Genomic DNA, 13,267 nt, shown 5'->3' with positions numbered 1-13,267 from the left:
CCTCTCCCACACGGAGAGGGGAGCAAGAGATTTAGTTCCCCTTCTCCTCGGGGAGAAGGGGTTAGGGGATGAGGGCGCGAGATATTTGTACAACGCCCGCCCTATATAGCTTTTAGCTTAAGTTGACACCACTGGGCATTACCTTGCCCCTACAATCTGTGGCATTCTTGTTTAAAGGATATCAGTAGGATGCGTTAGCAGCGAAAGTACGGCATCTCTTGTAACTCCTGATTTCTTTTTGGCAATTTGGCATCCACAGTATTTCAATTAGAGTTTCAATAGATAACAACAGAGAACGACAGAAAGAAGATTGTGTGACAAACACACCAAAAATCCATCCTTCTACTGTCGTAGGCCAGTTGTGAGAGTGCTGTAAACGCTACATCATAAACACAGCACTCTTGGCGGACGAGAACAACTGGCTAGAATTCCAACCACAATGCATAACAATACTTGTCGGTTAAGGGGAAAAAGGGGAATGGTTCAAGGGAAAGAAAAAACCTTTAACCCTTAACCTTTAACCTTTAACCTTTTCCCCAAAACCAATTTTGAATTCAAAACGCTATCCCTTGTAGTATTGCAACACATAAAATTTCAGTCAACTCAAAAATTTAGTCTACTTCTCATCAACAGATATTTTTCTTTACATTTATAACTCATGTCGTGGCTTTACTCATATTAAATTGCCATAGGCAATATTGTTTGAAAATGCTTGGTATTAAAGCTTTTGAATTAAAAATTTTCAATCTAAAATGCCAATTTGAAAGCCGAGGCTTTTATTACTTTATTCAAAGTTTTATGATTTTTATTTTCAAATGCGCTCCCAAGTGTCCTGAAAAATGACGAATTAAGAATTACGAAAGCCCAATATCATCTGGAATTGCAGCTTTAAATTGGCTGACAAATTGCCAAAAATCAATATTAGTACAGATAAATTTTCTTAACCTATTTATAGCTATTATTTATCCAATTACTATTAGCATTGAAACCTTAAATTTGCGTAAATTTTTGGGTTTATGACTGCCATACACAACCTAAAATGATTATTCACTGAATATCTCGGAATCTTAGAGGAATCTATCTGCCAGTAGGAGTTAGCAAGTGAATTGCCCTAATTGTCTATTTGAAAATCCAGATACAGCAAAGTTTTGTATGCAATGCGGTACTCGCCTTTCTAGAGAAACTTCTCAGCCAATCAAACAGCAATTAGGCAATCAAAAACAGGAGTATCCCCAATCCCCCCAAGCTGAACGTCGTCAAGTCTCTGTGATGTTTTGCGATTTAGTGGGTTCTACAGCACTATCCAAGCAAATCGATCCAGAAGATTTACGAGAGATCATCTTAGCTTATCGACAACTCAGCGCTGAGGCAATTCATCGCAACGGCGGCAGAATTGCTCAGAGTTACGGAGATGGGCTAATGGTATTCTTTGGGTATCCAGTAGCCTACGAAGATAATGCCCAACGAGCAATCCGCGCCGGTTTTGGCATTATCGCTGATATGGAGCAACTTAACGCTCGCTTGATGTCAGAAAAAAATATCAAACTAGATGTACGTATCGGTATCCACACAGGTAGAGCCGTATTAGGAGAAATGGGTAACGACGATACCCACGAACAAATGGCTATTATTGGCGATACCCCAAATATTGCTTCCAGAATCCAGACTGTAGCACCAGTTAATACAGTAGTTATCAGTGCTGCGACTTATAAAATTATTCAAGGTTATTTTGAGTGCCAATCTTTGGGATACCACACTCTCAAAGGTGTTCCGCAACCAATGGAAGTGTATGGGGCGCAACAGGAAAAAGATGTGCACAACCGTTTAGAAGCGGCTACAGGCTGTCTGACTGCTTATGTTGGCAGAGAACAAGAACTAGAAACCCTAGTTAATTTGTGGCAGCAGGTACAGTCTGGTAACGGGCAAGTGGTATTAATTACTGGCGAAGCGGGGATAGGTAAATCCCGCCTAGTGCAGGTGTTTAAAAAGCAAATTGCCAAAGATGACTATGTATTACGCGAATGCTATTGTTCTCCTTATTACCAAAATAGCGCGCTCTATCCTGTCATTGATTTGCTAGAAAGACAGATGCATTTGGCGAGCAAAGATTCCCCAGAAATTAAGCTGGCAAAGCTAGAGCAGTTATTACATAAGTATGAATGTCAGATAGAGTTGGTAGTACCACTGTTAGCTCATCTGCTATCAATTCCTTTAGATGAACGTTACCCAGCACTGAATTTATCTGCTCAGGTACAGAAGCAGAAAATTTTAGAATCTCTGTTAACTATGGTGATGGCACTTGCTGCCCAACAGTCATATTTATTAATTTTTGAAGACTTGCACTGGGTTGATCCTTCTACCATAGAACTGCTAAACCTCATCGCCAAGCAAGTATCGCGATCGCGTGTGTTGTTACTGTGTACAGCTAGGCCAGGATTTAACTTTTTAAATTCTAATTATGAGTATTTTAGCCAGATTATCATCAAACAATTATCAGAATCACAAACAAAGCTGCTGATCCAGCAGATAACAGGTGACCAAGTTGTACCAGAGTCAGTAATCAAGCTCATGGTGGCAAAAAGCGATCGCATCCCTTTATTTATTGAAGAAATGGCCAAAATGGCTCTGGAATCGAGATGGCTAGGACAGGGAGAGGGTACTGATGATGTGACTATTCCTGATACTATCCAAGACTTGCTGATGGCCAAATTGGATCGCTTAGGCACAGCTAAAGAAGTAGCACAAATCGCTGCCATTATTGGGCGGAAGTTTAGCTATGAGGTGCTGAGAGCTGTTTCACCTCTAGATACAGCAACGCTGAATAGCTCGCTGACTCAGTTAGTCAATGCCAATTTGCTGATTGTAGTGAATGTGCAAGCATCCTATGTATTCAAACACTCTCTGATTCACGATGCAGCCTATGAGTCATTGCTGAAAAGCACCCGCAAAAATTATCACCAGAAACTTGTACAAGTTTTAGAGGAGCAGTTCCCAGAAGTTGTCGAGACAGAACCAGAACTGTTGGCTTATCACTACACAAAAGCAGAATTGAAAGAACAAGCCATTCATTACTGGCAACTAGCTGGTCAAAAAGCAGTTGCATCTTCAGCCAATCTGGAAGCCATAGAGCATCTGCATAAGGGATTGGAATTGCTATTGACTATGTCATTTACCCCAGAACGGAATCAGCAAGAATTAGCTTTCCAGACTACCTTGGGTACAGCTTTAGTCGCCACTAAAGGTTATGCGGCTTTAGAAGTAGAACTTGCTTACAAACGCAGTGAAGAACTCTGCGAACAGATTGGGGAAACACCTAAATTATTTTGGGTACTGAGGGGATTATGGGCGATGTCTGCGGGGCAAGCCAGGTATCAGACTTCGCTAGAATATGGGCAGAGGCTGATGAGCATCGCCATAGCCCAGCAAGACCGAAGTTTAGAACTGGAGTCTCATTTTACTTTAGGACTAGACTTATTCTGGCTAGGAGAATTTGCCAATTCTCGAGAACACTTTGAGCAAGGAATTGCCCTTTACGAACCACAGCTGCATCACTCCCACGCATTTATTACTGGCCAAGATGTTGGAGTTGCCAGTTTAGCTGTTGACTCTTGGAATGTCTGGTTGTTAGGCTTCCCAGAAGCAGCTATGGGGTACAGCGAAAAAGCGATCGCTCTGGCAAAGCAGCTATCTCATCCCTACAGTTTAACCCAAGCTCAAGCCTGCGCTTGTTGGCTTCATCAATTCCTCGGGGAAGCAGCAGTTGTGGTGCAGCTAGCAGATGCAGTGATTACCTTAGCTCAAGAACAGAGTTTTCCTTTTTGGCTGGGGTGGGGACATATCTTAAGGGGTTGGGCGATCGCTCATTTAGGCGAAGCACAGGAGGGAATTGATCAGATATGCAAAGGATTAACTACTTTCCAAAGTACAGGCACACAAGGCTGGCTACCGTATTTTCTAGCGCTGCTATCTGAGGCCTATGGAAAATTAGGGCAAGTGGAAGAAGCGCTTGTAGTTGTGGCTAAAGCACTGAGTGAAGTGCAGAAAACAGGAGAATGTTTCTGGGAAGCGGAGTTATATCGCATTAAGGGAGAGCATTTAAGAGTGCAACTACAGCAAACAAAGGCTCAAGCACAAGAAGCTGCAGTAGAAGAATGTTTCCTGCAATCTCTCGATATTTCCCGCCGTCAGGGTGCCAAGTCATTAGAACTCAAGGCAACAATTAGTTTGGCGCGTTTATGGCAGCAACAAGGTAAGAATGAAGCAGCACGACAAATACTTTCTCAGATTTACGGCAGTTTTTCTGAGGGATTTGAAACTAAAGACTTGAAGGAGGCTTTAGTCTTGCTTGCAGAACTGTAATATCTGTGAAGGTGGGGAAGGGGAAGGGGGAAGGGGGAAGGGGGAATGGGGAATGGGGAATGGGGAATGGGGAATGGGGAATGAGAAATAAAAATACAGTTACCCATCTGTCACATTCTTTTTTCAAATTGGTATACTTTTCTCCAGTAAATAAGCACAAAAAAAGCTTGTTTTATGACAAGCTGTTTAATGTTTTGTCAATCGCAAAAATTAGCGTGTTCCTTCTGCCTTCTGCCCTCTGCCTCCTGCCTTCTTCAACAGTAGTCATGGTTTTTGATGATTTACGCTTACTTATTTCTAAGTTTGCTGTCAGATTCAGAAACTTCATCTGGCTTATGGACTACTGAAAAAGTTGTAGAAAAGATTTAGCAAGGTAACTTTTCTAAGTTAGCCAGAATATATCGATTAACTTTGATATAACCTGAATCCACATGAGTAAAATGGGCACTCAACATGGGATATGCTTGCGGCATGGCATGGAATGGAATTGATGGATATAAATGATGGACTGCATGAAGCGGCATATTCCACATTAAAAACTGCACAGGCCAAAGTGTAAAGGTGATGCGTGTATTGGTGAGCAGGTTAGCGTCAAGGGTGCAGCCTGTATGTTCTCCTAATAAAATAAAACGCAGCAGCGGTTGACCGACAATTAACGGTAGCAGCCAATACATGAAAAACCAAGGTTTACCGATTGCAATTGAAACTGCGATCGCACCTGCATAAACTGCTAATTGTAATCTGGTAGAACGAATCACTTCAGCCTTTGCTGTATCTGAGATAAATGGGCAATTATCCAGGTTTCCCAGTGCTGCACGATAATGTCCTTGGATTTTATCTAACCACCAAGGTAAACCGCTAAGTACCAAGAAGTATTCACCCAGGTTACGCGGTGTCAGATCCGTTAATTCTGGATCTTTCCCAGGAACGCGAGTATAACGGTGATGCCATTTGTGATAACGGCGATAAAATGTGCTGTTGTAAAACGAGAGTACACCTGCAAACCAAGCAACAATATCATTTAAGCGATTGTTGGCAAAAGCGGTTCTATGTCCAGCTTCGTGCATCGGTGCAAACATACAAGCCAAACTAAAGCCATAGATGATCAATGCAGGTATGGCTAATGGCCAATTACCAAAGTTAGTAGCCCAAACATAGCCACTACATCCAATAATTGCTAAATGTCCTATTAGTTGTACTAACCCTTTAAAGTTAGAGCGTTCATTTAAAATGCTTAATTCTTCAACACTGAGGATTTGCTTTTGATGTTGTTCAGTTTTTTCATCCCATAATTCAGTTTGAGTAATCATCTCACTTGGCATAGTTAACACTCCACATCATCTTGTGTGATTCCAGTATTCTTTGTTAGGGCTTAGGCAAAAACAGCAAGCAAGCTCTACAATTAAGTGTTGTCCTGTAGATGCAAGGCTATAATTTAATACATTATTCACCAATTAGGTGTAAAGCATTGTAGGGAAAATTAACTGGGCTTTTAGTTACATAGCGCACAGATTTTTAGATAATATTTACCTAAGCCAAAGTCAAGGCGATCGCAGCCATTGAACGGTATTTCCATCAAAAAATTCAGCTACATCGGTAGAGAAGTGTGTTTTTGTTTCTCTGCGTCCTCTGTGGTTAAATAATTTTTAAACCGCAGAGACGAAGAGAACACGGAGAAAAGAGGTTCTTGTTCCTAGTGTTTCAGCTTGTAAATTCTGTGGCACTATGTTGCATACATTACTGATAAATTTAATGTAGAAAGGATGACAAGACAGTTCAGCAAAGCGAAACAGCTGCGGCGATGGGTACTTGGTTTGATGGCGTTAATTTGTGCGATCGCTCTGACAAATTGCATGACACCTCATCCCAAACTACCATTGCTAAGGATTGGTACAAATATGTGGCCGGGATATGAAACCCTGTATTTAGCGCGTCATCTGGGTTACTACAAAGATACACCCATTCGCTTGGTTGATTATCCATCGGGAACAGAGGAAGTCAGAGCATACCGCAACCACGAGATAGAAGGCGCGGGATTATCTATCGATCAAGCAATGCTACTGGCTGCAACTCAAAAAAATCTCCGCATTATTGCGGTGATGGATGTGTCTAATGGTGGGGATGTGATTCTGGGTAAACCAGAGATTGCTGACATCAAAGCTTTAAAGGGAAAGCGAGTTGGTGTGGAGTCTACAGCTTTAGGCGCTTTCTTTATCGCTAGGGCGCTGGAAAAAAATGGTTTATCCCCCAATGATGTAAAAATTGTATCCTTGGATTTTTCTCAGCATGAGCGAGCTTTTAACGAGGATAAAGTTGATGCAATTGTGACATTTGGGCCGCCACGCTTCAAATTACTGGCAGCAGGTGCCAAACTTTTATTTGATAGTAGTCAAATTCCCGGTGAAATTGTTGATACTCTAGTTGTCAGCGAAGATGCGATCGCTAATAACTCTGTGACAATTCAAACTCTGGTGAATGAAAGGTTCCGCGCCTTGGATTACTTGAACAAAAATCCGGAGGCTGCTGCGGCTTTAATCGCCCCACGCACCGGAGTGACTCCTCAGCAAATTCTTGATGCTTTTAAAGGGATGCACCAACCTCTCCTCGCACAAAATCAAAGATTGCTCAATCAAACCGATCCTTCTTTAGTTAATGGTATGAAAAGACTTGTCAAAGTAATGGTAGAACACAAATTAATTCCCACAGCAATTGATGCTGCTAGCATTCTTGATGATCGCTTTGTCAAAAACGCTAAACTCTAGAGTTGCTACATTCAAAGATTCAGGAAGTCTCAAAATAATCATCTTTTTGACCAAACACAGTCTCAAATTCTGACTTTTTTGTCCAAAGCATCTACCTATTATGAATGAAACAAACCCTTTTCTCTTTTTACCCTTTCCTCCTGTTCTCTTATTTCTCAAGATTCCCTAACATTCTCACTAAAGTTCTGTGCTTGTTATGAAACCCTTCCCCTTTCCCCTACGCTTTTCAATCCCTGCGGTTTTAATTGTGTTTGGCACAGTACTAGGGCTTTTTTCTTTAAATAGAGAAATTGCTGCAAGTAACCACAAAACTGAAGAAAACGCAACTCACTACGCGCAATCATTGGGAAGTCAAATTGCAAGCATATTAGATTACCTTTACAGGGGAGGGGATGTAGAACAGGCTGAAATTGTGATCAGTCAATTGGGAAGTAATCCGCGATTGCCTTTGATTTTAGTAGTTAACGAGCAGGATAGGATTCTGCTGTCAAATAATTATGAATTACGCAAACGTCTGGTAAAAGATACAGAAGCCGCGCCTAATTTATCGAGATTTGCGATCGTGCGCGAAAAAATGGCTGGAGAAGTCACGCTTTCTCCAGATAAGCGCTTTCTCAGAGTTATTTATCCTGTGCTTTTGCAAGCCCAAGCAGGAGAAATCCGCCCTTCCAGGGTGGGTGTTTTATTCATGGAATATGATTTGGTGAGCGAAAAGCAGCAAGCTTATGCAGATGCGGCGAGTCGAACTTTTGTTTCCAGCACAGTTTTAGCATTATTTTGTATTGGCTTATGGTTCTTTTTTTACCGTACCTTAACGCGCCGAGTTGATCATTTAGTTGCGGTAACTAATAGATTAGCTAATGGAGAATTAAGTGTTCGTGCAGATTTATCAGGTTCAGATGAACTGGCTCAAATCTCCATTGCTTTTGATCGTATGGCTGTGGGTATTCAGGAAAATACCAAAGCTTTGCGTCGCCAAAATGCTACTTTAAAGGCACAACAAGAATCAGCACTTGATGGGATTTTAATTATTGATGAAAACCGCAAAGTTGTTTCTTATAATCAACAATTTTGTCAGTTATGGAATATTACTCCTGAGATTGTAGAAAATGGCGATCGCCAAATTTTAGAATATACCCTTGCTAGTCTAGCTGATCCTGAAGAATTTGTAGAGAAAGTCGAGTATTTATATCAGCATCCAGAACTAGCTAGCCGTGATGAAATTACTTTTAAGGATGGGCGGATTTTTGATCGCTACTCTACCAGCGTGATTTCTCTTAGCGGTGAACTTTACGGCAGAATTTGGTATTTTCGCGATATTAGTAATATCAGGCAATCGGAAGCAGAAATTAAAAATGTGCAAAGATTTCTGACTTCGATTATCGAAAATATTCCCAACATGATTTTTGTTAAAGATGCCAAAGACTTAAAGTTTGTGCAAATAAATAGAGCAGGTGAGGAACTGTTAGGTTATTCCCGAGCAGATTTACTAGGTAAGAGCGATTATGATTTCTTCCTTAAAGAACAAGCTGATTTCTTTACTAGTAAAGATAGGGATATTTTGGCATCAGGTAGCGTTTTAGATATTCCCGAAGAACCAATTCAAACTAGAAATTACGGCACTAGAATTTTACATACTAAGAAGTTACCAATTTTTGATAATGCAGGTAACCCACAATATATCATGGGCATTGCGGAGGATATTACAGAGCGCAAACAGGCAGAAATTGAATTACAGCAGGCAAAAGAAGCCGCAGAAGCAGCGACTCAGGCTAAAAGTGATTTTTTGGCGAATATGAGCCACGAAATCCGCACGCCGATGAATGCGGTGATTGGGATGACAGGGATTTTATTAGATACAAACCTGACTCCAGAACAACAAGATGCTGTAGAGACAATTCGCTCTAGTGGAGAAATTTTACTATCTTTAATTAATGATATTTTAGATTTTTCTAAAATTGAATCAGGCAAATTGGAACTAGAAGCAGAACCTTTTGACTTGCTAAACTGCCTAAAAGAATCTATTGCTTTACTAGCTAATAGTGCCGCAGCTAAAGGATTAGAAATTAGCTATCATTTCGCCGCCGATGTACCTAAAATTATTGTGGGAGATGTAACTCGGCTACGTCAGATTTTGGTGAATTTGTTGAGTAATGCTATTAAGTTTACTGACAATGGTAGCGTCAATGTTACAGTTACAGCCCAAATCAGAGATTTACCAGTTGCTTCTGCTGATGTGCCTTATCAGCTAAATTTTGCAGTGCGCGATACTGGAATTGGCATTCCCCCAGAGAAACTGAATCGCTTATTTCAATCCTTCAGCCAAGTAGATTCTTCCACAACTCGCCGCTATGGTGGTACAGGTTTAGGATTAGCGATTAGCCGTCAACTTAGCGAAATGATGGGCGGTAAGATGTGGGTGGAAAGTCAGCAAACAGAGGGATCGACTTTTCATTTCACCATCGTCGCCCCTGTTGCTTCCTCTATCGCTACCACAGAAAATAATGGAAAATTAACTGCTACCCAACAAACTACACAACAAAATCAACTTAACCCTGCCAATTCTGAGTTTATAGAATCATCTCCTCTGAGAATTTTGCTAGCAGAAGATCATCCCGTGAATCAAAAGCTTGCAGTATTAATGCTGAAACAACTGGGATATCGCGCCGATGTTGTGAGTAACGGCGTAGAAGTTTTAGCGGCTGTGCAAAAGTTGCCTTATGACGTAATTTTAATGGATGTGCAGATGCCTGAAATGGGTGGGATCGAAGCCACTCAGGTAATTTGTTCTCAATATGCAGCCGACTCTCGCCCGCGAATTATCGCTATGACAGCCCGGGCGCTACAAGGCGACAAAGAAGAATGTCTCAAAGCTGGGATGGATGATTACATCAGCAAACCCATCCGTATAGAAGCACTAGCTCAAGCTTTACATCGATGTTTACCAATAGCAGTGAGTAATGGCGCGCCACCCACCCAAGTACATCAAAAGCAACCGCAAAAAGAGATTGCAGAAGTAGAATTAGCAATTATTAATGCCCAAGCTATACAAAAAATTCGACAAATTGCAGGTCAAGATTCAAGCTCATTTCTGGTAGAAATGATTGATTGCTATTTAGAAGATTCTCCCCAACTACTGCAACAAATGAAAACTGCCGTTGCTCAAGGAGATGCTAAGACTTTACATCGCCTAGCCCATAGCTGGAAATCAAGCAGCGATTATCTAGGAGCCACTAAGCTAGCAAATCTTTGCCGCGAACTAGAAGCGATCGCTTCTACCGGAGTCGCCAATGTTCATGACAAAATACAGCATTTAGAAACTGAGTTTGTGAAGGTTCAAGTAGCATTGCAGCAAGAGAGGGGAAAGTGTTTGAGGTAATGGGGTATGGGGCATGGGGCATGGGGCATTGGTAATGGGTAATTGGTAATTTGTTAGTTATTAAAGAAGCCAGAAGAATTGGGGGATTCTCCCCCAAACCCCCGATTGGGGGACGGTTGCGTCCCCCAAACCCCCTCCAAAATGATTGATCTGTTTTTTGTTGAGTAATACCAATTTCAGGACTTACGCAAGCAAAATTTGTCATTGCGACCGGAACGAAGTGTAGGGAAGCAATCCCAGAATCTCAGGCGATTACGTCGCTGCGCTCGTAATGAGGTAATTACGTGACTTTTGCGTAAGTCCTACAATTTGAAAAAAGAATGCGATAGCTTGTAGGGGCACGGCGTGCCGTGCCCTCTAGAATATATTGATGTGTCGCTGCATTTTCTTATTACCACCTCATCTCCCTCATCTCCCTCATCCCCCTCATCTCCTTCATCCCCCTCATCCCCCTCATCCCTTCAACTCTCCTAACTTCGGACTCCACCAACCTTTCTGGGTGCTGAAGTAGGCGATATCTTTGTGTTTTTTATCGTTGCGGGATTGGGGGTTGGAACAGCGTAGCATTTTCTTGTTCTGTCCATCTTTGACATAACTGTACTCTTCTAAGGGCTTGTGACATACTGGACAGGAGTATTTGGTAATTGCAGCCTTGGGTTTTTGGGGGCTGATTTCTTTGGTTTCCTTCGTTTCCTTCGCAGCTTGAGAACGGGGTGCTTCCCAACTTTTGCTATATTCGCTCCAAAACAGCACGATATTCTCACACCCACTGACGCATTTGAGGAAATATTTCTTTTTAACTTTACTACTGGGAATTTTGGCTAAATGATTCTTGCACTGTGGGCAACGAGTGCGGGAAGTTTCAAATTTGCGTTCGGTGACAGGATAATTTTTCACGCCAGTCGCCGCAGTCACGACGATGGTTTTGGCTTTGGCTAAAGCTGGTGCAAAATAATTCTCGTTCCATTTGGTGAGATATTGCTGCCACTGTTGTTTACCAGATGCGATCGCATCTAGGGCATCTTCCATTTTGGCGGTAAATTCGGTTTCTAATAAGTCGGGTAAGGCTTTCTGCAAAAAGGCATCGACTTCTAACCCCAAGGTGGTTGGCTGTAAACTATCTTTCGCTAACTGCACATAACCGCGTTTTTTCAGTGTGGCGATTGTGGGAGAATAGGTACTAGGACGACCAATGCCTTTACGCTCCATTAATTGCACTAATTTGGGTTCGCTGTAACGCGGTGGCGGTTGGGTTTGTTTCTTCTCATGTCCAGCATTTTCTAAAGTCAGCATTTGCCCTTGTTGTAAATTAGGCAAAATACTATCTTTACTCAGGTTAGGCCAGTAGCGCGCATAGCCTAAAAATTCCACAACTTGCCCTCTTGCTTGCCAGAGAATATCCCCAGATTGGGTAATTACTAGAGTTTTTCGCAGTTGTGCGGCTCGACATTGAGATGCGATCGCTCTTTTCCAAATTAAGACATACAAGTTAAACTCATCTTCGGTTAGTTCTAGGCGTAACTGCACAGAAGGGCGAAACACATCTGTCGGGCGAATCGCTTCATGGGCTTCCTGAGCAGTTTTATTACTGCGATGTTTGGTAGTTTTTTGGGGGACATTTTGCGGATCGTTTTGCTCCAACCACTTACGGGCGCTATCACAGAACTCCGGACTGAGCATCACTGAATCTGTTCGCATATAAGTAATTAGCCCAGCTTCATAGAGCTTTTGTGCTACCTGCATTGTCTTCTCTGGGGCAAAGCGCAACCGAGAACCGGCAGCTTGCTGTAAAGTAGAGGTGATAAATGGTGGTGGTGGTTGGCGGTTAACAATTTTGCCTTCAAATTGCACCACTTTGTGCGGATGGCGGCGCGCCTCTTCTACTAGGCGATTTGCTTCCGCTTCCGACAGCACACGGGTAGATTCTGGTGCTTGGGTGCTATTCACCGCCGCATCGTCATTCACTTCCCCTTCTTCCTTCGCTGCTTCCTTGGGCGCATTCACCATCCCTTTGTAAAAAGCGCGGAAGCCTTCAGCGTAATCTACCCACACACTCCAATAATCTTGCGGTACAAAAGTTTGAATTTCTCTCTCGCGCTGACAAATTAAGTGTAAGGTAGCACTTTGGACTCTCCCGACACTTTTCGCCCCATTATTCAACGCCCAAACTAAAGGACTACCCTTGTAACCTACCAGCTTATCTAAACAATCGCGGCACAATCCCGCCCCTACCAAATTTGTATCTAATTCTCTAGGATGTGCGATCGCAGTTCTGACTGCTGCTTCTGTAATTTCAGTGTACACCACCCGTTTTGGTTGCCTCAGTCCCAAAGCTTCCTTGAGATGCCAAGCAATGGTTTCCCCTTCTCTATCTGGATCTGTAGCTAAAACAACTTCCTGTACTTGCTTTACCGCCGCCTTTAACTGCTGAATCGTTTCCTTAGCCTGTTGATCCCGGGGGACATAGCGACACTGCACATGACTCCCTTCCATCGTAAAACCCAGAGAATCCTCACCCTCATTACTCAGTTCGCGAATGTGACCGCAACTAGCGCGTACAATCCACTCAGAACCCAGAATTTGACTGAGCTTTTTCACTTTACCCGGAGATTCAACCACCAGAAGGCGTTTAGGCATACCAGATGCAACCTAACAGAAGACTTCTTAGTTTTTTATAGTACACCTGTTTTGCACAAATTGCTTAGACAAGCCAGGTATCATACCAATTTGAAAAAAGAATGCGACAGATTGTAGGGGTACGACAGTG

Annotated in this window: 6 protein-coding genes; 4 read left to right on the top strand and 2 right to left on the bottom strand. The window is 42.4% G+C overall.

Annotated features, from left to right (window positions below; genetic code table 11):
* Nucleotides 1–1,101 precede the first annotated feature (1,101 nt).
* Both HG267_RS02975 and HG267_RS02970 read left to right on the top strand, forming a co-directional pair.
* Complete coding sequence (locus HG267_RS02975; protein WP_155539649.1) at nt 1,102–4,359, top strand: adenylate/guanylate cyclase domain-containing protein; 3,258 nt, start codon at nt 1,102–1,104, stop codon at nt 4,357–4,359.
* 59 nt (nt 4,360–4,418) lie between these two features.
* The gene (locus HG267_RS02970) at nt 4,419–4,706 is read left to right on the top strand and encodes a hypothetical protein (RefSeq protein ID WP_045874337.1); all 288 of its coding nucleotides are present in this window, start codon (nt 4,419–4,421) and stop codon (nt 4,704–4,706) included.
* Between the two features lie 18 nt (nt 4,707–4,724).
* Here HG267_RS02970 and HG267_RS02965 read toward each other — a convergent pair whose 3' ends face one another.
* Nucleotides 4,725–5,681, bottom strand: coding sequence for a fatty acid desaturase family protein (locus HG267_RS02965; RefSeq protein ID WP_045874336.1), 957 nt, complete (start codon nt 5,679–5,681; stop codon nt 4,725–4,727).
* 441 nt (nt 5,682–6,122) lie between these two features.
* Between HG267_RS02965 and HG267_RS02960 the strand changes: the two genes are divergently transcribed.
* Together HG267_RS02960 and HG267_RS02955 are read left to right on the top strand one after the other, a co-directional pair.
* On the top strand, nt 6,123–7,121 hold the full coding sequence (locus HG267_RS02960; RefSeq protein WP_045874335.1) for an ABC transporter substrate-binding protein: 999 nt from the start codon (nt 6,123–6,125) through the stop codon (nt 7,119–7,121).
* Nucleotides 7,122–7,368: 247 nt separating this feature from the next.
* Entirely contained in the window at nt 7,369–10,500 is a 3,132-nt protein-coding gene (locus HG267_RS02955; RefSeq protein WP_210403145.1) for an ATP-binding protein, read from the top strand.
* 453 nt (nt 10,501–10,953) lie between these two features.
* On the opposite strand, the gene topA is transcribed toward HG267_RS02955, so the two are convergent.
* Nucleotides 10,954–13,137, bottom strand: a complete 2,184-nt coding sequence (gene topA, locus HG267_RS02950; protein WP_045874334.1) for a type I DNA topoisomerase — start codon at nt 13,135–13,137, stop codon at nt 10,954–10,956.
* Nucleotides 13,138–13,267: the final 130 nt, after the last annotated feature.

The sequence above is a fragment of the Tolypothrix sp. PCC 7601 genome (assembly GCF_025677855.1).
In the GTDB taxonomy this organism is placed as follows: Bacteria; Cyanobacteriota; Cyanobacteriia; order Cyanobacteriales; family Nostocaceae; genus Aulosira; species Aulosira diplosiphon.
This window is presented reverse-complemented; position numbering and strand designations above follow the sequence as displayed.

Excerpts from the sequence above, each read along its gene's own strand:
- HG267_RS02965 (WP_045874336.1), bottom strand. The coding sequence starts at position 5,681 with ATGCCAAGTGAGATGATTACTCAAACTGAATTATGGGATGAAAAAACT.
- topA (WP_045874334.1), bottom strand. The coding sequence starts at position 13,137 with ATGCCTAAACGCCTTCTGGTGGTTGAATCTCCGGGTAAAGTGAAAAAG.
- HG267_RS02970 (WP_045874337.1), top strand. The coding sequence starts at position 4,419 with ATGGGGAATGGGGAATGGGGAATGAGAAATAAAAATACAGTTACCCAT.
- HG267_RS02960 (WP_045874335.1), top strand. The coding sequence starts at position 6,123 with ATGACAAGACAGTTCAGCAAAGCGAAACAGCTGCGGCGATGGGTACTT.